Raw genomic sequence first — 22,525 nt, 5'->3', positions numbered from 1 at the left:
AATATTTTGTGCGGTTTTATAACTATCCCACTGGGACTAAAATAATCCCAATGAAAGCATAAATAACTACGATCAATATAATTCTATCAAACATATAATTTTATCTCAATAGATAATTATTAAAAGTTTTGAGCAGGACTAAAATGTATTGGATTAGGATTTTGAGGACAGAAATTTGGTATACTGGATTTCTTTATTACTTGAAGAGATCTTTCTATATTTTCAAGTAAATTTACTCCATTTTTTTCCAGATCCTCCTTCATGCACTCATTACAATAATTGCAGTAGGCGTAATAGTCTTTCCGTTCCCTGCTGTAAGGTGAGTAATGTTGTCTGCATAATTTTATTACATTTTTGCACAGATATAGATTACATGGGTGAGGCCTTAATGGAAAGTCTAATTTGCATCCGTTGTCCCCTAGAAATGGACACAATTTAAAAAAAAGAGATCTGTTGAAATCTACATTTTTTACTCGGCTTTTAATGAAATTCATATATTCATTTTTGAAGAATATACCTTTTACTAGTATGGAGTATTTCTTTATTATTGAATTTGACAGGGAGGCCAGATTCAATATAAAGTGCATATTACCGCTGTTTATGATGTTCTTTATATCTATCAATCTGTATTCAGGAAAATACCAGCAGCAGCCTCTATTTTTGATATTGGTATATGAAGTAGATTCAAGCGTTCCAGAACATTGGCCGCATAAAGTACACTTGAATATTGGAATATTATTATAAAAATTATAATTTAAAATCATGGAAATCAACCCTCTTATAATGTAATTTTAGTCTTTTACCAGAAATTTTTAAAATGTACACGGGGTATGAAAAACATAATTAGAGTTATGATTTTATTTGTTTATAGGTATATATTGTGTAAAATAGTACAAGAAAGCATAAATTCAATATATAGTGGATATTGATATTATAATAAAAAATAATGTGATAGAATATTAGTAAAGCATTAAGATAAAAGGAGTAGTTAAATGGCTGACGAAAGATTATTGATATTGGATGGACATAGTTTGATGAACAGGGCGTTTTATGCGCTCCCAGAGCTTACGAATGATGAGGGACTTCATACAAATGCAGTTTATGGTTTCGTGAATATGCTTTTGAAAATGAAGGAGGAAATGTCTCCTGATTATATAGTTTGTACTTTTGACAGGAGTGTACCTACCTTCAGACATGAAAAATATGGAGAATATAAAGCAGGGAGAAAGAAAATGCCTCTTGAGCTGTCAGAGCAATTCCCGGTTTTAAAAGAGATTTTGAAACTTTTGTCCATAGATACATTTGAAATAGATGGTTTTGAAGCTGATGATATAATGGGAACTCTCTCTTCGTTTGCAGAAGGAAGAGGAATAGAAGTTTACATAGTGACTGGTGACAGGGATCTGCTTCAGCTTGCTTCCGACAAAATAAATATAGTAATAACAAAAAAAGGTATAACGGAAAAAGAAATATATGACAGGAATAGAATGCTTGAGGATTATGGAATAACTCCAGATCAGTTTATAGATGTGAAAGGTCTTATGGGAGATAGTTCCGATAATATACCTGGTGTTCCCGGAATAGGTGAGAAAACTGCCTTCAAGCTTATAAAGGAGTATAAAAACCTTGAAAATGTACTTCAAAATATAGACAATATAAAGGGGAAAAAATTGAAGGAAAATTTGAAGGAATATAGTGAGCAGGCGGTATTCAGCAAAAAACTTGCTACAATTGTCAAGGATGTTCCCATTGAAATAAACCTGGATTCAATAAAATCAAAGGATAGTTATAATGTTCCGGGACTCAGGGATTTGTTTGAAAAACTGCAGTTCAAGTCATTGATGAACAAAATACCTGGATTTAAGGAACTGGAAGATAAAAGTAGCAAAATAGAAGTGAATGTTGAAAATGTAGATGATATTGATAAATTCAGGAATCTTGTAGGATTGGTGGAGGAGGCCGGCGGAAATGAAATACTATATATAAATTTCACCACATCGAAGGAACAAATTTATTCGGAGAGTTATATCGACAGAATATTTATAAGATTTTCTGGGCACAATTATGTAGTTTCAATAAAATCCATACTGGATGAGGATAACAAATCTGCAGGGAAACTGCTGCATAAACTATTTAGCAAAATCAATATAGAAAAGGTCGGGTATAATGTTAAGACCGCCTACAGTATATTATATAAAATGGGCATTGATCTTCAAAGTGTAATTTTTGATATCAAAATAGCCGCATACATATTGAATCCGTCAGATAATTTAGACTTGAAAAGTATAATAAAAAAGTATGCAGGTTTTGATATCCCGGAGGAAGACGATAAATTTATGGAGAAGGCTACTTCTCTGCTTGAGAATATCTATAAGTGTTTGAAGGCTAAAATAGAAGAGGCGGATATGGAGAAGCTCATGTATGAGATGGAGCTTCCACTCGTTCATGTACTGTCTTCAATGGAATGTGAAGGCTTTAAAGTAGATAAGGATAAACTGCAGTCACTTGGTGTAAAATTCAAAGCGGAAATAGACAGGGTGCAAAAAGAGATATATGAACTTGCAGAAGAAGAATTCAATATAAATTCTCCAAAACAGCTTGGAAAAATACTCTTTGAAAAATTGGATCTTCCAGTCATAAAAAAGACCAAGACGGGATATTCTACAAATGTTCAGGTACTGGAAAAGCTTATGGATAAACATCCGGTAATTGAAAAGATAGTTTATTACAGGCAGCTATCAAAAATATATTCTACCTATGTGGAAGGTTTAAGTGCTGTTATAGACAGGGATGGAAAAATTCATTCCAATTTCAACCAGACTGTAACTGCCACTGGCAGACTTTCAAGTACGGAGCCAAATCTTCAAAATATACCTGTGAAATATGAGATGGGAAAGGAAATAAGGAAGGTATTTGTGCCTGAAAATTGTGATTGTGTTATAATGTCTGCAGATTATTCACAGATAGAACTCAGGGTACTTGCACATATTGCAGACGATAAAAATTTAATAGATGCATTTAAACATCATAGCGACATTCATACAAAGACGGCATCCGAGGTGTTCAATGTACCTATAGATGAAGTTACAAAACGGCAGAGAAGCAATGCAAAAGCCGTTAATTTTGGCATAATATATGGTATTGGCGATTTTAGCCTGTCAAAGGATCTCAATATAACCAGAAGCGAGGCTAAAAACTATATAGATACCTATTTTAAAAGATATCCCAATGTAAAAAGGTATATGGACGATATTGTGAAAAGCGCAAAAGAGACTGGATACGTAACTACTATAATGAACAGGAGGAGATTCATAAAGGAAATGCACTCCTCAAACAAGGTAGTCAGGTCCCTGGGGGAGAGACTTGCAATGAACACGCCTATACAGGGAAGTGCTGCGGATATTATTAAAATGGCTATGATAAATGTGTACAATGAGCTTAACACCAGAAAATTGAAGAGCAGATTGATACTTCAAGTGCACGATGAACTTATTTTGAATGTATACAAGGATGAAATTGACGAGGTCAAGGATATTTTGAAATTCCAGATGGAAAATGCAGTTTCTCTAAAAGTTCCACTTGAAGTAGACATGAATATGGGAAATAATTGGTATGAAATAAAATAATATTTATCAAAAGGTGGTATAGTATGGTATTGATAGGACTTACAGGAGGAATTGGTAGTGGAAAGAGTACTGTATCTACTATATTGAGGAATAACAGGATTTCCGTGATAGATGCGGATGTGATAAGTAGAAATGTATTGGGTAGATATCCTGAAATAATAAATGGTATAAGAATAGTATTTGGAAGCAATTTCTTTGATTGCAGGGGTAACCTTGACAGAAAGAAATTTGGAGACTATATATTTTCAGAGAAAATTTTAAAATCTAAATATGAAAATATAATTATGCCCTTCATAAAAAAAGATATATTTTCAGAGATAGACAGACTGAAAAATTATGGCAGTGATGTTTGTGTGCTGGATGGGGCGACTCTTATAGAAAATAAATTTCATATATATATGGATGAAATCATACTTGTTTGGGTGGACGTTGATACCCAGATAAACAGGGTGAAAACGAGGGATAGGCTTACTACTAATCAAGTATTGCTTAGAATTAATTCACAGATGACATTGAATGAAAAGAAAAAATATGCCACCTTTATATTGGACAATTCCGGAGATATCTGCAGCACCAGGCAAAATTTAAAGGATATATTTATTAGAATAACTATGAAATACAAGGGGGTGAAGTGTCCTAAATTTGATATTTAGGACATACTCAATATTGAAATTTATAAAGAGAATAATTACTATATTGATTTTGATTTTAATTGTAGTCAACGCAAAAAATATAGTAAGGTACTTTTATCCCTTAAAATATGTTAACTACATAAAGGAATACTCACAAAAATATGATTTGGATCCTTATCTGGTTATGTCGGTTATAAGAACGGAAAGCGGATTCAAGGAAAATGTTAGGTCGAACAAAAATGCAATAGGACTTATGCAGATAACTCCTGACACCGCCAGCTGGGCTGCAGAAAAAATGAATATACCTGATTTTAAAGATAGTATGCTCAATGATCCAAGGTTTAATATACAAATGGGGTGCTGGTACATGAACAACCTGAAGAATGAATTCAACGGAAATATGGATCTCGTGCTTGCGGCCTACAATGGTGGAAGGGGAAATGTCCAGAAGTGGCTCAAGGACTCAGGACATTCTTATGACGGAAAGAATCTGCACTATATACCGTTTAAGGAAACGGATAAATATGTGAAGAAGGTAAAAGTAAGCTATAAAGTGTATAAATATCTATATAACATAAATTGAAGTATATATACTTCAATTTATGTTATATAGATTAAAAAAAGAGAGATTGTTACATCTCTCTTTATCTTTTAAAACAATATCCAAAATACCGTTGAACTCTATTTGACACCTATCTCTCGACAGGTGGGTGCCCTCACAGATACTTCTATCAATTCCTACGTCTCAAAGGATACATATAGGTATCTAAATATTGAACTCCCTTTTTAGTAATGTAGGTTCAAATTAAAGCCTAACGAATATTTCAGAAACCAAAGTTTCTACAAGACATATTATAAAACTTACGTTGAATAAAGTCAACAAGCTTTTGCAAACATTTTCAAAAGCCGGAACTACTCAAACAATGGTGCGAAAGACGGGACTTGAACCCGTACGATTTTACTCACACGCCCCTCAAACGTGCGCGTCTGCCTATTCCGCCACTCTCGCACAGACTCAATCAATACAGTTAGTATTATAACTACATTTATTCAGGTTGTCAACTGTTTAATTCATATTATTTTCTTTACTAAACGTATTTAAATCTATGTTAAATTTTTTTATTTTGCGATATATTGTTGCTTTTCCTATTTTTAAGGCCTCGGCAGCTTTTGGTGCATTACCGTGAAAGTGCTCCAGAGCATCCTGTATATAGAGCTTTTCTATTTCATCCAGTGGGAGTATGGGTTTGTTTTTCCCGGAATGAATTTCGTTATCTGAGTTTATACCACGATAAACAAGATACTTGCTTGTTATAATTGTATTTTCACACAGATAATAGGACCTTTCAACTATATTTCTCAACTCTCTTATATTGCCATTGAATTTATGCAATTTCAGTTTTTCAATATATTCATAATCTACATATTTAGGATGGCAGGAATTTTTAATATTTAATTTGTCTATAAAGTACCTTACAAGAAGCTCTATATCTTCAATTCTCCTTTCAAGTGGGGGCAAATTCAATTTCATGACATTTAATCTATAATATAGATCGCCTCTGAAGTTTTTGTTTTCCACTTCTTTTTCAAGTAATTTGTTTGTGGCGGCTATAATTCTCACATCTATAGATTTTTCATGAGTGCCTCCAACACGTACTAGCTTCAGATTATCCAGAAATCTCAATAATTTAGATTGAACGTCAAGTGGAAGTTCTCCTATTTCATCCAGAAATACTGTTCCTCCATCTGCAAGCTCAAATTTTCCTGGATAACCACCTTTTGAAGCCCCTGTAAAAGCACCTTTCTCATATCCAAAAAGTTCACTTTCAACTAATTCTCTGGGGATTGCAGCACAGTTGATAGCTACAAATGGACCGGGATGTCTTCTGCTGTAATTGTGTATGGACTGGGCAAATACTTCTTTCCCTGTTCCGCTGTTACCTTCAATTAATATGCTGCAGTCTGTTTTTGCAGCCTTTTTGGCAAGATTTATAATACCCTTCATGTTTTCAGATCTTGTGATAATATCGTCAAATGTAAAGGAAGCCTTGTAGCCAACTACATTATTTACTATCTTATGAAGCTTTTCTGTATTCTTTATTGAAAATATGAATCCATATGTACTGCCGATTTCTTTTATAGGAACTATATTGACTACACATCTTATTTTTTTATTATTTGTTGAAAAGGTGTAATCTGCATCTAAAATTTGATGTTCCTTGGACAATATTGAGTACAGTGAGTTTTCCATGCAAATTTCATTTATATGGATTTTATATATGGTTTTCTCGTCTATTTCGAACATCTTTAAAATAGTAGAATTTACTTTTTTAATAAGCAGATTTTTATCAACTATTATGATGCCGTCATATACGGAATTGAGAATTGCTTGAAGTACAGGAGATAATAAGCTGTTTTCCAGCATATTACAACCACATTCATACAATGTATTTGCATCGGCATCAATATTTTTATAATTATTCAAAGATATCATCCTCGCTATAGATTTAAATGTATGTTGTTGTTACAAATGTTCATACTAAGTATAGCATTTCCCTATTGACAATAAAAGTTTGAGAATTATATTAAAAAACAGCCCAAAATATTTATATATGGAGAAAAATTCAGAAATTTGCTTTTAAATGCCCTTTAAACAATTAGGATAAGGTTATGACAAAACAAAATAATAATATATAATCATTTAGTATCAAATTAATTGAAAATTTACATTTAGAGGTGCTGAAAAATGATATTCAGGTTGGGAAAATTTTTAGATGCTCTAGTTGGCCGAAGCCTTAAGACGGAAGAATTAAAAGATGAGAAGCTCAATGTTTTTTGGGGCCTGCCCATACTATCAAGCGATGCAATTTCATCAGTAGCCTATGCAGGAGAGGAAATACTATGGGTGCTTATACCTGTACTGGGAATATTATCATATAAATACATGTTTCTTGCAGCACTGTGTATTGTCTTTTTAATGTTTCTGGTTACTCTCTCGTACAGGCAAACTATAGATGCATATCCCGGAGGCGGAGGATCCTACATTGTAGCCAAGGATAATCTTGGAACAATTCCAGGGCTAGTAGCAGGTGCATCTCTTACTGTAGGATATATACTCACTGTTGCCGTTAGTGCGTCCGCAGGAACGGCGGCTATAACATCGGCTATTCCGGAAATTTTGCCCTATAAAGTTACAATAACCGTAATGCTGATAGTTATTATGACTATAGGAAATCTGAGGGGACTTAGAGAATCATCAAAAACCTTCGGAGTACCAACTTATATATTTATGATAGTAACACTTATAATGATAATTTGGGGAATCTTTAAAGTGAAAATTTTAGGGTATGTGCCCTCACCAATTTACAAGGTTCCTGAAATTACTGGAGATATAACGCTATTCTTGTTTTTGAGGGCTTTTTCTTCCGGATGTACGGCACTGACAGGTATTGAAGCGGTGAGTAATGCAATACCTAATTTTAAGGAACCTTCGCAGAAAAATGCCAAGAAGGTACTTGGGATGCTTTCACTGGTTGTATTTATGATATTCGGGGGACTGTCATATTTGGCGACACTTTATCATGCAGTTCCAAATCCGCAGGTAACTGTAGTAGCCCAGATTGCATCGCAGGTATTTGGTACAAACATATTTTTCTATATAGTCCAGATTGCTACTGCCATAATACTCATACTTGCAAGCAATACCGCATTTGCAGGACTTCCTATGCTCCTTGCGTATATAGCCAAAGATGGGTTTGCTCCAAGGCAGTTTGCAAAGAGGGGGAAGAGGCTTGGATATTCAAATGGGATTGTAGCACTTGGATTTATATCAATTATACTGGTTATTATATTCGATAGTGATACTCACTATTTAATGCCGCTTTATGCAGTAGGAGTATTTATATCATTTACACTTTCACAGCTGGGAATGTTTATAAGATGGAATAGAAAAAAGGAGAACGGCTGGAAATACAAATCAATGATAAATGGAATAGGTGCTTTTGTAACTTTTGCAACGGCGGTCATACTTGGTATAACAAAATTTTTAAATGGAGCGTGGGTTGTGTTCATATTGATACCTCTACTTGTGTACTTCATGCTCATTATAAAAAAACATTATTCTGAGGTTGCAAGGCAGTTAAAATTGTCTATAGATCAGAGGCCCAAAGAGATAAACTTTGAAGAACAGAAGCGATATGTGATAGTACCTATAGATACATTGAACAAATCTTTTCTAAAGGCATTGAACTATGCAAGAACAATATCCGACAATATAATAGTATTTCATGTTTCAGTAAATGATGCAGCTACAGATAGACTTTTAAAAAGATGGAATGAATATGACATTGGGATACCTATAATAATAAAGAAATCCCCTTATAGGAGCATAGTAGGACCTCTCATCAAGTTTATAGAATCAGAGGAGTATTCTGCAGGGCCTAAAGATACAGTGACTGTAGTTCTGCCGCAATTCGTTGTAACAAAATGGTGGGGAAATATACTTCATAACCAGACATCTCTTATAATTAGGACAATGTTACTCAAGAGGAGAAATATAGCTATAGTTACAGTGCCATATATAATAGTAGAGAAATAAGATTCTGTATAAAAGATTGGACTTCAAAAATATTTTTGAAGTCCAATCTTTTGTATTAATGTGATTATAGCGCCAGTTTTATAAGATATTAATTATATAAAACGTTGACATTTATTATAATAATAAATGTCAACGTTTTAATACATGGAGAAATGGTGATATCAAAGGGACAGGCATGATGAAAAATATGTTGAATTTTTAGCTAATATATGCTAATATAAAAAATATAAATTTCAAGAGCGTACATTTGTACGCGAAAGACGTACAGAAAGGAAGCTATGAACAATAAATTTTTGATAATCGATTCGGAGATCCTTCCAGACGTATTTCTAAAAGTTGTGAAAGTTAAGGAACTTCTCAGGACCGGAAAGGTGAAGGACATATCACAGGGAACGAAAGAGGTTGGAATAAGCAGAAGCACTTATTATAAATACAAGGATTCAGTGTTTGCAATGTCGGAAGGTACAGTGGGGCACAAGATTACACTTGGGTTTATGATCTTGCACAAAGCAGGTACGCTGTCAAAGATAATTGACAAGATAGCACAAAATCATGGAAACATACTCACTATAAATCAGGATATACCTATAAACAATGCAGCCAGTGTTTCTATAACTTTTGATGCGTCAAAGCTTTCTGTTGACACCAACCAGCTGGTTGAGGAACTGGAATCTATAGACAGTGTAGTAAGTGTGAGACTTGTAGCAGTTGAGTAATATAAAATCTGCCTTAATAAGGCTGGATTTTTATATATAAATAAAAGGGAGGCATATAAACATGGCGGTTATAGCTATGCTTGGATATGGGGTTGTAGGCAGTGGGGTAGCTGAACTCATATCAAAAAATAAGGATAAATTTAAAAACAGATTGAATGAGGAACTTGAAATATCCAATATTTTAGTTAGAAATATTGAAAAGCATGTTGGCAGCAAGAATAAAAACCTGTTGACCGACAATATAGAGGATATTTTCAGAAAAAGAGTTGATATAGTTGTAGAAGCTATGGGAGGGCTCAATCCCTCCTATGAATATGTAAAGAGAGCTTTAAAAATGAAAAAACATGTTGTTACAGCCAATAAGGATTTGATAGCAGAATATGGGCATGAACTTTTGAATCTGGCAAATCAGAATGGGGTTACAATTCATTTTGAAGCAAGTGTTGGAGGAGGAATACCTATACTGAAATCAATGAATGACTGTCTTGTTGGAAATGAAATAGAGAGTATAGAGTGCATATTAAATGGTACCACTAATTTTATACTTTCGAAAATGAATCATGAAAATATGGATTATCAAGATGCGCTGAAGCTTGCTCAGAAACTCGGATTTGCAGAGGCAAATCCTGATTCGGATGTGAAGGGCTATGATGCGGCAAGAAAATTATCCATACTTTCTACTATAGCGTATAATAAAAGAGTGTATTGGAAAGATATGAAAATAGAAGGAATTACCTGTATCGATCAGGAAGATTTCAGATATGCAAAAATGGAAGGATGCAGCATAAAACTTCTTGGAATCAGCAAAAAATACAATGACCGTGTATATGCATCTGTGAGACCTGTTATGATAAAGGAAAATTCCGTACTTGGAAGAATTGAGGATGAGTACAATGCAATTTTAGTGAAAGGCGATGCAGTAGGTGATGTGATGTTTTCTGGAAAAGGAGCGGGAATGTTCCCTACGGCAAGTTCGGTATTTGCTGATATTGCAGATATAATCATGCATAAAGATGAGGTTATTTCCTTAAATGATGAAAAAGCAGAAGTAAATAAAAACTGGGACTCGGAAGGCAAATGGCTTCTCAGAGTAAAGACAAATGACAGAATAAAGGTTATTGAAAGCATTACTGATAATTTTGGGAACAGTTACATTTTCTCCAATGCAGTTTCAAAGGATGAAAATGAAGTTGCTGCCTTTGTAAAAGCGGAAAGTGAATGTGAAATTGACAAATACATGGAGGCTGTAAAACAAAGTGAATTTGTTGAATCCATAAAGAAATTGTTGATTTTAGACAAGTAGTTTCTTTTCGTGCTGGAATTTTATGAACTTGAATGTTAAAGGGGAGGATATAACATGTCTAAAATTAAAGTCAGAATACCGGCCACTACTGCCAATATGGGATCGGGATTTGATACTTTAGGAATGGCTCTAAATCTGTACAATGAAATTGAAGTTGAGGAAATAAATGGTGAAACAGAGATATACAATAAAGGAATTAGAGCTCCTGGAGATTTTAGAGATAACTTAATATATAAGAGTATAAAGACTACTATGGAAAGACAGGATTATTTTTGTGATGGTGTGAAAATAGACGTTACAAAGTGTGACATACCAATGTCAAGGGGGCTTGGCAGCAGTTCTTCCTGTATAGTTGGAGGTATAGCAGCTGCAAATTCAATTATTGGCAGCAATATGTCTATAGATGACTTGATTTCGCTGGCTACTGAAATAGAGGGCCATCCAGATAATGTAGCACCTGCGGCATTGGGAGGCATGGTAATCTCTCTAAAGGAAGATAACAAAATAACTTATTCACGGGTTAACCTGCCACTTCAGTTGAAATTTGTGGCGATGATTCCTTCTTTTGAAGTAAATACTGCACTTTCAAGGAAGGTTCTTCCTAAATCCTATTCAAAGGAAGACTGTATATTTAATGTATCTAGGGCTGCAATGCTTGTAAATGCCTTGAACAACAGTGAGCTTGACACACTCAGGGTCTGTTTTCAGGACAGAATTCATCAGCCTTATAGGAAAAATCTTATAAAAAATTGTGAACTCATTTTTGAAGAATGTAAAGAGCTGGGTTCCGTTGGTGAATTTATAAGTGGTTCGGGGCCGACGTTAATGGCAGTAATCGCTGACGAGAACAAAGGTGAATTTATGAATTCAATTAAGAAGTTTTTAAGTGGACTTGAAGATGAATGGAATGTAATTTTGCTTGAACCGGATTTGAATGGAGTAAAGCTTTTGAAATAAATTTATATAGGAAATTAAATCACTATTGTAGTATTTTACAGATCGATAGTGATTTTTTATATGAAATTGCCTTAAAAAGGTAATATTTTTTTCACCTGATACTTATATATAAATATAGTATAAACATTTAGAAAAAATGAGGTGAAAAAATGAATTACACACGATATGATCTCAAGAGGGAGAAAGGTACAAAAACTTTTATATTTATGATAGCAATTATACTTGTTGCAGCGTTTATTATAGGAACTGCTGCGTCTAAACTGCTTATGAACAGCTATGATTCCAAAGAGGCCTCCCAAAGCATGGATAATACTGATAGAACTATAAGTCATAGTAACACTGATACAGGAAAAAGTGATGAAAAGGCTGCGGTAGATGGAACAGAAGTAAAATTTACAGCAGTGCAGGGAGGAATATATCAGGACAAGAATAATGCAGCAAAAGAAAAACAGCTGCTGTTGAAATATGGAACACCATTTTTTGTTGAAGAAAATGGCAAGATAAGAACTTTTCTTGGAATATATACATCTGACAATGCAAAGAATATAATAAAATCGCTTGCAGCACAAAAAATTGACAACTCAAATATGAACTTTACTGTAAAAAAGGATAGCTTGTGTAATACTGAAATAGTAGAAATAATAAGTGCCTATCTGCAGATATTAAATAAGTTTGCTGATAATGATGTTGAATATGTAAAGACCGATGATCTAAAAAAATGGTGTTCATCATTGAAGGATGTAGATAGAAGCACTAAAAATTTTGCCCTGCTGGATGATTTGAAAAAACATATAGGAGGCATGCAGGGAAACATTACTCCGAATAACTGTGAAGAAAATTATATATATATATATAATATACTCAAAAAAATAAAATAGATTATTTTTAAGTATGTATGATTAAAAGTGGCTGGTATGGGTAATTTAACATCATATCTGCCACTTTTATGATTAAATAAAAAATTTTTTTAAACAATAATATATACACTTGTTTATAATTATATTAAATGATAAACTATATTAGATATATTGTTAATTAGGGGGATTTACGTGAAGGGGACGGGTAAAAATGCAGCTTTTTTATGGTTTATTATACTGTTGGGTGCAATAGCTGGAAGCCTTATAGGAGATGCATTGGGAAATAGCTTTAGTGTTTTGAAATTTTTAAAGAATTCATATGAAATAGGGATGAAGGAGCCTCTTTCATTGAGTTTTAAAATTATGACAATAACTTTGGGAATAAATTTTAATGCCAATATAATGACTATAATAGGCGTAATTGTGGCTATAATATTATATAGAAGGTACTAGGGAAGTGAAGAATATGAAAATTGTGTTGGCTTCCTCATCCATAAGGAGAAGACAGCTTTTAGGGAAACTAATAGATAATTTTGATATATATGCAAGCAGTTTCTGCGAAGAAAGTATTGATTTCCGGGGAAATTGCGGCGAATACGTTATGAATTTGGCTTTGGGGAAGGCCCAGGATGTATGCAGCAAGATGAGAGAAATGAATACCATTATAATAGGGTGTGATACTGTTGTATATTTCAGGGGAAACATACTTGGTAAACCAAGGGACAGAGATGATGCCTTTAATATGTTGAAATCTTTAAGTGCAAATGAGCATGATGTATACTCCGGGGTAGCAATTATAAACAAAGCTTCAGGGCTTATAAAAAGGGATTTTGTTAAAACAACTGTTAGATTCTCTGATATATCGGATGAACAGATAGAGAAATACTTGAATACATCAGAATATAAGGATAAGGCTGGTGCATATGGAATTCAGGGATATGGAGGAGTATTTGTACCTAAAATTCACGGATGCTATTATAATGTAGTAGGACTTCCGCTTAACAAGCTCCGTGAAATGCTAACGGGAATGGGGGTAAATCTATAGTTAAGGGGATCTTGTATGGATAGAATGTTAAAAATCAAGGATTTACCTGAAAATGAAAGACCGAGGGAAAGACTTTTCATATATGGCCCGGAAATACTGTCCAATGTGGAACTTTTGGCTGTACTCCTTGGCTCGGGAAGCAAGAGAGAAAATATAATGTCTTTAAGCAGCAGGATTATACATAATAAGGGTGGATTAAATGGAATCATGGAATCTACAATGGAGGAGCTTGTCAGCATAAATGGAATTGGAAAGGCAAAGGCCGCCAAACTTTTGGCCGTAGTAGAACTTTCAAAAAGATTTGTATCTTTTAGAGATGGTGATAGTTATAAGATATGTAATTCCAAAGATGCTGCCATGCTTGTGATGAAAGAGATGAGATCCTTGAAACAGGAGAATCTTGTGGTTATAATGCTAAACACGAAAAATATAGTTATAGGTGTTAAGAGAGTATTTATAGGCAGCTTGAATTCTTCCATAGTACATCCAAGGGAGGTTTTCAACGATGCCATTAAAAAGAGCAGTGCCTCAATAATAGTATGCCACAATCATCCATCAGGGGATCCATCTCCAAGCAACGAAGATATCAAGGTTACATATAGATTGAATGAATGTGGAGAAATTTTGGGAATACAACTCATTGACCATTTGATAATAGGCAATGGAAAATATATAAGCTTGAAAGAAAAGGGAATATTGTGAAATTGAAAGGAGAAATATAAATGGGACTTTTTAGTATTTCGAGGGATATGGGAATAGATTTAGGAACAGCTAATACTTTAATATATGTGAAAGGCAAGGGCATAGTACTCAGAGAGCCGTCGGTGGTTGCCATAAACAGTGATGTGAAAAGGGTTATGGCTGTAGGAAATGAAGCAAAGGACATGATAGGGAGAACCCCGGGAAATATTGTTGCAATAAGACCACTAAAAGATGGTGTTATTGCTGATTTTGATGTTACACATACAATGCTCAGAAAATTTATTGAGAAGGTAAGCCCAAAATCGGCATTTACAAGTCCTAGAATTTTTGTATGCTTTCCATCAGGTGTTACGGAAGTGGAGAAGAGAGCCATAGAAGAGGCAACAAAGCATGCAGGTGCAAGAGATGTACTGTTGATGGAAGAACCAATGGCAGCAGCAATTGGTGCAGGGCTTCCAGTCAACGAGCCAACGGGAAGTATGATTGTGGATATAGGCGGAGGAACTACGGAAGTTGCCATAATATCCCTTGGTGGTATAGTTACGAGCAAATCACTGCGAATTGCGGGTGATGAACTTGATCAAGCCATAATAAGTTATATAAAAAAGGAATACAACCTTATGATAGGTGAGCGAACAGCAGAAAATGTAAAAATAGAATTGGGGTCTGCCTATGATACGGGAGAAAATAAATCAATGGAAATAAGAGGAAGAGACCTTGTTACAGGACTTCCTAAAGTGGCAGCTATAAATGAAGATGAAATAAGAGGGGCTTTGAAGGAGCCGATAGTTTCCATAATAGAAGCCATAAAAACTACATTGGAGAAGACTCCGCCAGAGTTGGCATCAGATATAATGGACAAAGGAATAATGCTTGCAGGTGGTGGAGCAATGTTAAGAGGATTAGACCAACTTATAAATATAGAAACACATATTCCAGTTCACGTAGCGGAAACTCCCTTGGATTGTGTAGCATTAGGTGCAGGAAAGGCACTGGATACTATAGATAAAATAGTATCCAGCAGAAAATAGCGGTATTATGAAATTCTTTAGAAATAAACTGGCGGTTACTATAGTCGTACTGTCAGTTACATTTTTAATTTTAATTTCTTTTAGTGTAAAAAATAATAATGTATTTTTTATGAGAAATACTGCAGGAGTTACATTTAATTCTATACAGGGCGGAGTTTACAAATTAAATAATGGTATAAAACAGTTTCTGAGTTTTATAATAAACTTTTCTGTTGTGAAAAGCCAGAATGAAGAACTTATTAAGAAAAATAGTGAATTGGAAAATAAGCTTGTAGAATATAATTCTCTAAAAAATGAAAATGTCAGTTTAAGGAAAGAACTGGACTTTAAAAAGGAAAGAGCTGAATATAAATATATAGGATGTGACATAATAGGCAAGGGCGGAAACAATGTTCTTGATCAATTTACCATAAACAGGGGAAGCAATGACGGCATAAAAAGGCGGATGGTTGCTCTTACATCTGATGGGCTTGTAGGACAGGTAACACATGTGGAAAAAAACTGGTCCATAGTCCAGTCCCTTGCAAATGAAAACCTTGCTGTAGGTGGTGAACCTGAGAAAAAGGAAAATTCGGATGAAATTTATGGACAGGGGATTGTTAAAGGATATAGAGATAAATCCAATAATTTGCTTGCAAAAATATATTATCTTCCGGTTGATTCCAAAATTAAGAAGGGAGATAGTATATTGACCTCTGGAATTGATAATTCTTATCCAAAGGGGATAAGAATTGGAAGTGTCATAAGTGTGGAATTGGATAAAGGCAAGGTAATGAAAAATGCTGTAATAAAACCTTATGTGGATTTTGACAAAATTCAGGAGGTACTTATAGTAGTTCCAAAAAATCAAATAGATGTGAAGTACTAAGGTGATGTGATATGAAAAAGATATTAATATTATTTTCCCTATCTATAATACTCTTTATACTTGACAATGCAGTTGTACCTTTTTTCTCCATAAAAACAATATATCCCAGCCTGATCTTTGTATTTGCCATATCTTATTCAATTATAAGCGGAAGTTATGAAGGACTTTGGCTGGGAGTATTTACTGGAATACTTCAGGACATTTATTTTATTGATGGATTCTGGATAAATTCTTTTGTAAACATGATAATATGTGTTATTGGAGGATTTATAGGATCCAACATATTCAGAGAAAAGAAATTTATTCCTGTAATTTCCTGTTTTTTCTTATCAGTATTAAAGGGAATGATGCTTTTTGTCATACTGTGGTTAAGTGGTGCCGAAGTGAATATGGTAAATATATTTTTTACAAGTATTTATAATATGGTCGTTTGTATATTTATGTATAATATGGTATACAAACTCTGCAGAAAGAGTTACATGATAAGTGAATGGAAATTTTAAAGGAATGGTGATCTTATGAAGCTGAAAGAAAAGGAGAAGTTATCCAGATATACTGTACTTGTTATAATAATGGTAAGTATTTTCAGTATTATGATAGGTAAGCTTTTTTCACTTCAAGTTGTAAAGGGTTCTCAATATAAAGAGACCGCCACCAACAGGTCTATAAGGGAGATATCTGATCAGGCTCCACGGGGAGATATACTGGATAGAAATGGAGAAGTACTTGCCACAAGTGTCCAAAGCTATACTCTGGTTTATAATGAAACGGATGAAAGTGACAAGCACTTTTTTCAGACGATGCACAAGGTTTTTGAAATTTTGGATAAAAATGGAGAAAACCAGCAGGATGATTTTGAATTAAAAATAAATCCTTTTAAATTTGAATTCAGAAGTGATGATCCAAAGACGAGAAGAAATCTGGAGATAAAGTTCAAGAGAGACAGAGGATTGAATGAGGATATAGAATCAGAAATAAAGAAAAAGGACGAGAATATATCCGAGGATGAGCTTATAAAACAGGTAAATGACAGACTGCTTAAGATTTCACCTGAAGAAACATATAAGCTTTTATTGAAGCAGTATCAAATAAGCAATAAATATCCACTTGAAGAACAGAGAAGATTCATGATCATCAAGGACACTATAAAGATGCACAGCTTTTCAGGATATGATCCGGTTGTAATAGCCAATATCAGCAAGGCTACTGCATTGAAATTTTCCCAGATGCTCAATGATCTTCCAGGAGTGGATGTGAATACCCAGCCTATGAGATCGTATCCCAACAAGGATCTGGCCTCTGCGGTTCTGGGTTATATATCCAAAATAAGCAGTACGGATTACAATAAGTACAAGGCAAAGGGCTATGATCCAAATACTGATTATGTAGGACAGGCGGGTATTGAAGCTGCACTTGAGGATGAGCTCAAAGGTAAAAAGGGAGGCAGACGGGTAAAGCTCAACAGCAATGGAAAGATAATTGAGGAAATGGGAACAGAGAAAGCTTCTCCGGGAAATACAGTACAGCTTACGATACAGAAAAATGTTCAGGAAGCGGCAGAAAAAGCACTTGATAGCAGAATGGAACAATTGCAGTCCGATCCTTATGGGCAGGAAAGATCCGATACTACAAATGCAACAAGGGCTGCAGCCGTGGTTATAGATGTAAAGACAGGCGGGGTAATTGCACTTGCAAGCAGACCTGGTTATGATCCTAATCTCTTTTCATCGCCCGGGAAGCTGACTTCCGACCAGTACAGCAAGTACTTTAATCCGGATTTAGATAAATTTGGCAGGGAATATATAAGCAAAAGGGGAATTACCAGTCTTTATCCGGGAGCCAGTGAGGAGGATGTCCTCAATATATTGTTTCCGCTGGACAAGAGTATAAAAGGCAATACAACTATAAGACAGGATGTATATGATATATATGCGAAACCATTTTACAATTATGCTACGCAGTCTCTTATACCTCCAGGATCTACCTTCAAACCAATGACTGCTATAGCAGGCCTTGAAAGCGGAGCTATAACTCCAGACTTTGTTGTAAATGATACAGGTACCTTTGATAAAGGCGGGGGGAATATAGTACACTTTGATCTTGATGGATCAAATGGACCTGTAAATCTTGCAAGGGCCATAGAGAGATCCAGCAACCCTTACTTTATGACTGTAGGGAAACTTATAAGGGATAACTTTGGAGATGACACGCTGGCCAAGTATGCATGGAAGTTCGGACTCGGAGCAGACCCGAAGAGCAAGGCGACACCGACTACGGGAATAGAAATACCTGAAAAATTCGGCCAGGTATATAATACAACTTCAAATAAAAATGCTTTTGCCAATACGTACTTGTGGAAGACAATGGAAATACTTAAAGAAGGGCAGGATGACAGGGGAAATAAAGTTGTTACTGTCAACCTATATGATAATGCCAGTGATTCCGATGAAGTCAAAAATATAAAAAAGAGTATCAAAAATTTGATTCAGGATTGTATTAAAAACGGGAACAAGTCTTTTGACAGGTCACAATATAAAAAATTGTTTTCAGAACTTACATCAACAGATCCTGCAAACAAAAAAGAAATTACCGACAAGCAGATGAGCAATTTACTGGACATATTATATTATATAACTGTATCGGACGCCCATGTACAGCTGACAGTGCCGGCCAATATAGAAGATGCATCTATAGGGCAGGGACTTAATCAATTTACTCCGCTGCAGATGGCGAATTATATTGCTACAATTGCAAATGGAGGCACACGATATAAAGTTCATCTGGTAGAGAAAATACTTGATTCCAATGGCAAGGTTGTTAAGAATGTAAAGCCAGAAGTGGCAGAAAAAACAGGAGTGAATGCTTCAAACATAGCTTCAGTAAAAGCCGGAATGGAGGCAGTTAATGAAAAAGGTACTGCAGCCCAGACATTTGCAAGTTTCCCTATAAAAACCGCAGGTAAGACAGGTACAGCCAGCATTGGAAGCCAGGATCACATGGCCATGATTGGAAGAACTGATTATGCAGAGTATGTAGGATATGCACCTCTTGACAATCCTCAGATAGCTGTATGTGTGGTAGTATTTGACGGAGGTATGGGAGCCGGTTCCGCCCAGGTTGCAAGAGATATATATTCAGCTTATTTTGGACTTGATAAAAATTCAAAATAAAATTGAAATATTCAGAAGGATTTAGAGAAAATTTGTTGAAGTAATATATGTGGTGGCATGTGGTGGAGGTCTGGTATTATGGATGATGGTATAGTTGTAAAGGGAAATAGGGACGGAATAAACATAATTATAAATATAAATAAATTCAGAGATTTTGACGATATGGTTGAAGCCTTAAATAACAGGCTTTCAGCCGGAAAAATATTTTATAAGGGATGTACCTTGAAAATAACCACAGATTTGAAATACATAAATGAAAGACAGTATAGAAAACTTAAAGACATATTATTTGAGAAATTTTTAGTCAAGGATTGTATATTTGAAGACAGGAAAGAAAGGCCAAACAAGATATTTTCTGGAATTTATGAAGGCAGGACAAAATTTCTCCGACGTACCGTAAGAAGTGGACAAATTATAAATTATTCAGGAAATGTAGTTGTGATTGGAGATGTAAATTCTGGTTCTGAAATATATGCAGGAGGTAATATAATTGTATTTGGTGCACTCAGAGGGTATGCCAATGCTGGAGTTGGCGGAAATTCAAAAGCAATAGTTGCTTCATTTTATCTGGAGCCTGAAGTGCTTCAGATTGCCAATGTAATTACAAGATCACCGGAAGATAATATTAAACCACAATATCCTGAGGTAGCAAGAGTGAGAGGTAATACTATAATAGTTGAACCTTACCTGCCTAATAAATTTTTATGAATGGAGGATTATTTTTTATGGGAGAAGCAATCGTGGTAACATCAGGCAAAGGAGGAGTTGGAAAGACTACTACTACGGCTAATATAGGGACGGGACTGGCTGCATTGGGGAAAAGTGTAGTTGTAGTTGATGGTGATACAGGACTGAGAAATTTGGATGTACTAATGGGGCTGGAAAATAGGATCGTATTTACGCTTATCGATGTAATAGAAGAAAAATGTAAATTAAAGCAGGCTCTTATAAAGGACAAGAAATTTCCAAATTTGTATCTTTTGCCTACGGCTCAAACCAGAGACAAGGAAGATATAGATGGCAAGGACATGCTTGAGCTGATATCAGAACTAAAGAAGGAGTTCGATTATGTTTTGATTGACTGTCCTGCCGGAATTGAACAGGGATTTGAAAATGCAATTGTAGGTGCAGACAGGGCTTTGATTGTAGTTAATCCCGAAGTTACATCTGTAAGGGATTCTGACAGGGTTATCGGGAAATTGGATTCTAAGGGTCTCGAAAATCATCAGCTCATAGTAAACAGAATAAACTATGAGATGACAAAAAAAGGTGAAATGCTTGATGTAGATGACATACTGGATAGTCTTGCCATAAAGCTTATAGGAGTGGTACCTGATGACAGGGAAATAACTGTATCCACAAACAGGGGGGAACCTATAGTTTTAAATGCGAAATCCATATCTGGACAAGCATTTAAGAATATTGCTAGAAGGATAGAGGGAGAAGAAGTGCCATTTATGGATCTAACGCAGGGACAAGAAGGATTTTTTTCATCCTTAAAAAAATTATTTGGGATTAAATAGGAGGTAATATGATGGACTTATTTAGGATCTTTTCCAGGCAGCCTTCGAAGGATGTGGCCAAAGAGAGATTGAGACTCATACTCATACACGATAGATCCAATATGTCTCCTGATTTATTGGAAAATATAAAGGAAGATATTTTAAAGGTGCTTTCAAAGTATATAGAAATCGACTGTGAAGATATAAATGTGAAGATGACAAGTACGGAAGATATGGGAAAGGATTCTCCGGCATTGGTTGCAAGTATACCCATAAAAAAGGTAAAACACAAAAAATAAGCTATGTATAATTTGTGCATAGCTTTTTTAAATCTATGTGATATAATTTATTTAGTTATATTGGAGGGTTGAATATTATGCTGGAGAAGTTTGCTATAGACAGAAGGTTCCTCAGGGAACTTGATTTTACAATAATAATAACTATAATAGTTATTTCAATATTTGGAAGCCTGAACATATATAGTGCAACGCGTATGACACATGGCTTTTCAACTTTTAAAAGTCAGATTATATGGATAATTGGCGGAATTATACTTACCTATATCGTACTGGTAATAGACTATACAAAAATAAAAAATTATGCAAGTATAATATATTGGTTCGGGGTATTTTTGCTTGTTTTAAACTGTATTCCAGGATTGAAATCAACAGTTAACGGGGCTGCATCATGGATAAGTCTGGGATTTATTTCTTTTCAACCTTCTGAGATTGCCAAAACAGGGATAATTGTCATGCTTGCAAAAAAGCTGGATGACATGAAGGGAAACATAAACAACCTGAGAAATTTTTGTGAGCTCACACTATATGCAGTCATACCTATGGCGCTTATAATACAGCAGCCTGACATGGGGATGACAATGGTATGCTTTTTTACGGTGCTCGGAATATATTTTGGAGCTGGATTGAACTCTAAGACAATAGCTGGTGGAATAGTAGCTGTTGCTGCAGCTGTAACTATGGCGTGGAAATTTTCTCTGATAGAGGAGTACCAGAAAAAGAGAATCGTATCCTTGTTTGACCCTGTAAAATATGAAATGTCATATTCACTTCAATTGAGACAATCCCAGATAGGAATTGGTTCAGGCGGTATACTCGGAAAGGGATTTTTAAACGGAACACAGATTTCCGGAGGATATGTTCCCTTTGCCTCTACGGATTTCATATTTTCAGTAGTTGGTGAGGAATGGGGATTTTTAGGTGCTTCACTTCTCATATTATTTTATGGCATTGTGCTTTACAGAATAATAAGCATAGCAAGAGAGGCAAAAGACATATTCGGATCAATGGTATGTATAGGAGTAGTTTCCACTATGCTTTTTTCAATACTGCAGAATATAGGAATGACTATAGGATTGCTTCCAATAACAGGTATAACCCTTCCATTTATGAGTTATGGAGGAAGTTCAATATTGACGGCATTTATCAATATAGCAATGGTTCTCAACATAGGAATGAGAAGAAAGAAGATCAACTTCTAAATTATATATTATTGGAGGAGA

21 protein-coding genes, 1 tRNA gene and 1 other RNA gene are annotated in these 22,525 nt (G+C 34.9%); 19 read left to right on the top strand and 4 right to left on the bottom strand.

Annotation, left to right across the window (positions count from 1 at the left end):
* Positions 1 to 119: 119 nt before the first annotated feature.
* Complete coding sequence (locus LKE46_RS10820; RefSeq protein WP_291721847.1) at positions 120 to 764, bottom strand: hypothetical protein; 645 nt, start codon at positions 762 to 764, stop codon at positions 120 to 122.
* A 228-nt stretch (positions 765 to 992) separates the two neighbouring features.
* On the opposite strand from LKE46_RS10820, the gene polA reads away from it, so the two are divergent.
* Genes polA through LKE46_RS10805 form a run of 3 tightly spaced genes read left to right on the top strand, consistent with a single transcriptional unit; the run spans position 993 to position 4,841 of the window.
* Positions 993 to 3,626 carry a DNA polymerase I gene (gene polA / locus LKE46_RS10815; RefSeq protein ID WP_291721845.1) on the top strand — a complete coding sequence of 878 codons (2,634 nt, stop codon included), beginning with the start codon at positions 993 to 995 and terminating at the stop codon, positions 3,624 to 3,626.
* 23 nt (positions 3,627 to 3,649) lie between these two features.
* A complete protein-coding gene (coaE, locus tag LKE46_RS10810; protein WP_291721842.1) occupies positions 3,650 to 4,279 on the top strand; it encodes a dephospho-CoA kinase in 630 nt (209 codons plus the stop codon).
* A gap of 13 nt (positions 4,280 to 4,292) precedes the next feature.
* A complete protein-coding gene (locus LKE46_RS10805) occupies positions 4,293 to 4,841 on the top strand; it encodes a lytic transglycosylase domain-containing protein (protein ID WP_291721839.1) in 549 nt (182 codons plus the stop codon).
* 73 nt (positions 4,842 to 4,914) lie between these two features.
* On the opposite strand, the gene ssrS is transcribed toward LKE46_RS10805, so the two are convergent.
* From ssrS to LKE46_RS10790, 3 genes are all read right to left on the bottom strand, one after another.
* Positions 4,915 to 5,092: non-coding RNA, 6S RNA (ssrS, locus tag LKE46_RS10800), on the bottom strand.
* A 90-nt stretch (positions 5,093 to 5,182) separates the two neighbouring features.
* Positions 5,183 to 5,267, bottom strand: a tRNA-Leu gene (locus LKE46_RS10795).
* A gap of 57 nt (positions 5,268 to 5,324) precedes the next feature.
* Complete coding sequence (locus LKE46_RS10790) at positions 5,325 to 6,683, bottom strand: sigma-54 interaction domain-containing protein (protein ID WP_291725659.1); 1,359 nt, start codon at positions 6,681 to 6,683, stop codon at positions 5,325 to 5,327.
* Between the two features lie 321 nt (positions 6,684 to 7,004).
* Between LKE46_RS10790 and LKE46_RS10785 the strand changes: the two genes are divergently transcribed.
* The 16 genes from LKE46_RS10785 to rodA all read left to right on the top strand — a co-directional run bounded on the left by LKE46_RS10785 (position 7,005) and on the right by rodA (position 22,504).
* Complete coding sequence (locus LKE46_RS10785; protein ID WP_291721836.1) at positions 7,005 to 8,855, top strand: APC family permease; 1,851 nt, start codon at positions 7,005 to 7,007, stop codon at positions 8,853 to 8,855.
* Positions 8,856 to 9,133: 278 nt separating this feature from the next.
* On the top strand, positions 9,134 to 9,571 hold the full coding sequence (locus tag LKE46_RS10780) for an ACT domain-containing protein (protein WP_291721833.1): 438 nt from the start codon (positions 9,134 to 9,136) through the stop codon (positions 9,569 to 9,571).
* Positions 9,572 to 9,632: 61 nt separating this feature from the next.
* Complete coding sequence (locus tag LKE46_RS10775; protein ID WP_291721830.1) at positions 9,633 to 10,874, top strand: homoserine dehydrogenase; 1,242 nt, start codon at positions 9,633 to 9,635, stop codon at positions 10,872 to 10,874.
* A gap of 54 nt (positions 10,875 to 10,928) precedes the next feature.
* On the top strand, positions 10,929 to 11,831 hold the full coding sequence (gene thrB / locus LKE46_RS10770) for a homoserine kinase (protein WP_291721826.1): 903 nt from the start codon (positions 10,929 to 10,931) through the stop codon (positions 11,829 to 11,831).
* A 149-nt stretch (positions 11,832 to 11,980) separates the two neighbouring features.
* On the top strand, positions 11,981 to 12,709 hold the full coding sequence (locus tag LKE46_RS10765) for a hypothetical protein (protein WP_291721823.1): 729 nt from the start codon (positions 11,981 to 11,983) through the stop codon (positions 12,707 to 12,709).
* A 171-nt stretch (positions 12,710 to 12,880) separates the two neighbouring features.
* Complete coding sequence (locus LKE46_RS10760; RefSeq protein WP_291721820.1) at positions 12,881 to 13,141, top strand: DUF4321 domain-containing protein; 261 nt, start codon at positions 12,881 to 12,883, stop codon at positions 13,139 to 13,141.
* A gap of 13 nt (positions 13,142 to 13,154) precedes the next feature.
* Complete coding sequence (locus LKE46_RS10755; protein WP_291721817.1) at positions 13,155 to 13,733, top strand: Maf-like protein; 579 nt, start codon at positions 13,155 to 13,157, stop codon at positions 13,731 to 13,733.
* A 15-nt stretch (positions 13,734 to 13,748) separates the two neighbouring features.
* Positions 13,749 to 14,435: a RadC family protein gene (gene radC, locus LKE46_RS10750; RefSeq protein WP_291721814.1), complete on the top strand. Its 687-nt coding sequence runs from the start codon at positions 13,749 to 13,751 to the stop codon at positions 14,433 to 14,435.
* Positions 14,436 to 14,455: 20 nt separating this feature from the next.
* On the top strand, positions 14,456 to 15,466 hold the full coding sequence (locus LKE46_RS10745) for a rod shape-determining protein (RefSeq protein ID WP_291721811.1): 1,011 nt from the start codon (positions 14,456 to 14,458) through the stop codon (positions 15,464 to 15,466).
* A 7-nt stretch (positions 15,467 to 15,473) separates the two neighbouring features.
* The gene (gene mreC, locus LKE46_RS10740; protein ID WP_291721808.1) at positions 15,474 to 16,334 is read left to right on the top strand and encodes a rod shape-determining protein MreC; all 861 of its coding nucleotides are present in this window, start codon (positions 15,474 to 15,476) and stop codon (positions 16,332 to 16,334) included.
* 11 nt (positions 16,335 to 16,345) lie between these two features.
* Positions 16,346 to 16,837 (top strand): rod shape-determining protein MreD, encoded by a 492-nt coding sequence (mreD, locus tag LKE46_RS10735; RefSeq protein ID WP_291721805.1) that lies wholly within the window; start codon positions 16,346 to 16,348, stop codon positions 16,835 to 16,837.
* 15 nt (positions 16,838 to 16,852) lie between these two features.
* Positions 16,853 to 19,504 (top strand): penicillin-binding transpeptidase domain-containing protein, encoded by a 2,652-nt coding sequence (locus LKE46_RS10730; RefSeq protein WP_291721802.1) that lies wholly within the window; start codon positions 16,853 to 16,855, stop codon positions 19,502 to 19,504.
* A 78-nt stretch (positions 19,505 to 19,582) separates the two neighbouring features.
* A complete protein-coding gene (gene minC, locus LKE46_RS10725; RefSeq protein WP_434735191.1) occupies positions 19,583 to 20,212 on the top strand; it encodes a septum site-determining protein MinC in 630 nt (209 codons plus the stop codon).
* A gap of 17 nt (positions 20,213 to 20,229) precedes the next feature.
* Positions 20,230 to 21,027 (top strand): septum site-determining protein MinD, encoded by a 798-nt coding sequence (gene minD, locus LKE46_RS10720; protein WP_291721799.1) that lies wholly within the window; start codon positions 20,230 to 20,232, stop codon positions 21,025 to 21,027.
* A gap of 11 nt (positions 21,028 to 21,038) precedes the next feature.
* Positions 21,039 to 21,305 carry a cell division topological specificity factor MinE gene (minE, locus tag LKE46_RS10715; protein ID WP_291725655.1) on the top strand — a complete coding sequence of 89 codons (267 nt, stop codon included), beginning with the start codon at positions 21,039 to 21,041 and terminating at the stop codon, positions 21,303 to 21,305.
* 77 nt (positions 21,306 to 21,382) lie between these two features.
* On the top strand, positions 21,383 to 22,504 hold the full coding sequence (gene rodA, locus LKE46_RS10710; RefSeq protein WP_291721796.1) for a rod shape-determining protein RodA: 1,122 nt from the start codon (positions 21,383 to 21,385) through the stop codon (positions 22,502 to 22,504).
* Positions 22,505 to 22,525 lie beyond the last annotated feature (21 nt).

It is taken from the genome of Clostridium sp. (assembly GCF_022482905.1).
In the GTDB taxonomy this organism is placed as follows: Bacteria; Bacillota; Clostridia; order Clostridiales; family Clostridiaceae; genus Clostridium_B.
This window is presented reverse-complemented; position numbering and strand designations above follow the sequence as displayed.

Coding starts and splice junctions, on each gene's coding strand:
- LKE46_RS10820 (WP_291721847.1), bottom strand. CDS start 764: ATGATTTTAAATTATAATTTTTATAATAATATTCCAATATTCAAGTGT.
- polA (WP_291721845.1), top strand. CDS start 993: ATGGCTGACGAAAGATTATTGATATTGGATGGACATAGTTTGATGAAC.
- coaE (WP_291721842.1), top strand. CDS start 3,650: ATGGTATTGATAGGACTTACAGGAGGAATTGGTAGTGGAAAGAGTACT.
- LKE46_RS10790 (WP_291725659.1), bottom strand. CDS start 6,683: ATGCTGGAAAACAGCTTATTATCTCCTGTACTTCAAGCAATTCTCAAT.
- LKE46_RS10785 (WP_291721836.1), top strand. CDS start 7,005: ATGATATTCAGGTTGGGAAAATTTTTAGATGCTCTAGTTGGCCGAAGC.
- LKE46_RS10780 (WP_291721833.1), top strand. CDS start 9,134: ATGAACAATAAATTTTTGATAATCGATTCGGAGATCCTTCCAGACGTA.
- LKE46_RS10775 (WP_291721830.1), top strand. CDS start 9,633: ATGGCGGTTATAGCTATGCTTGGATATGGGGTTGTAGGCAGTGGGGTA.
- thrB (WP_291721826.1), top strand. CDS start 10,929: ATGTCTAAAATTAAAGTCAGAATACCGGCCACTACTGCCAATATGGGA.
- LKE46_RS10765 (WP_291721823.1), top strand. CDS start 11,981: ATGAATTACACACGATATGATCTCAAGAGGGAGAAAGGTACAAAAACT.
- LKE46_RS10755 (WP_291721817.1), top strand. CDS start 13,155: ATGAAAATTGTGTTGGCTTCCTCATCCATAAGGAGAAGACAGCTTTTA.
- radC (WP_291721814.1), top strand. CDS start 13,749: ATGGATAGAATGTTAAAAATCAAGGATTTACCTGAAAATGAAAGACCG.
- LKE46_RS10745 (WP_291721811.1), top strand. CDS start 14,456: ATGGGACTTTTTAGTATTTCGAGGGATATGGGAATAGATTTAGGAACA.
- mreC (WP_291721808.1), top strand. CDS start 15,474: ATGAAATTCTTTAGAAATAAACTGGCGGTTACTATAGTCGTACTGTCA.
- mreD (WP_291721805.1), top strand. CDS start 16,346: ATGAAAAAGATATTAATATTATTTTCCCTATCTATAATACTCTTTATA.
- LKE46_RS10730 (WP_291721802.1), top strand. CDS start 16,853: ATGAAGCTGAAAGAAAAGGAGAAGTTATCCAGATATACTGTACTTGTT.
- minC (WP_434735191.1), top strand. CDS start 19,583: ATGGATGATGGTATAGTTGTAAAGGGAAATAGGGACGGAATAAACATA.
- minD (WP_291721799.1), top strand. CDS start 20,230: ATGGGAGAAGCAATCGTGGTAACATCAGGCAAAGGAGGAGTTGGAAAG.
- minE (WP_291725655.1), top strand. CDS start 21,039: ATGGACTTATTTAGGATCTTTTCCAGGCAGCCTTCGAAGGATGTGGCC.
- rodA (WP_291721796.1), top strand. CDS start 21,383: ATGCTGGAGAAGTTTGCTATAGACAGAAGGTTCCTCAGGGAACTTGAT.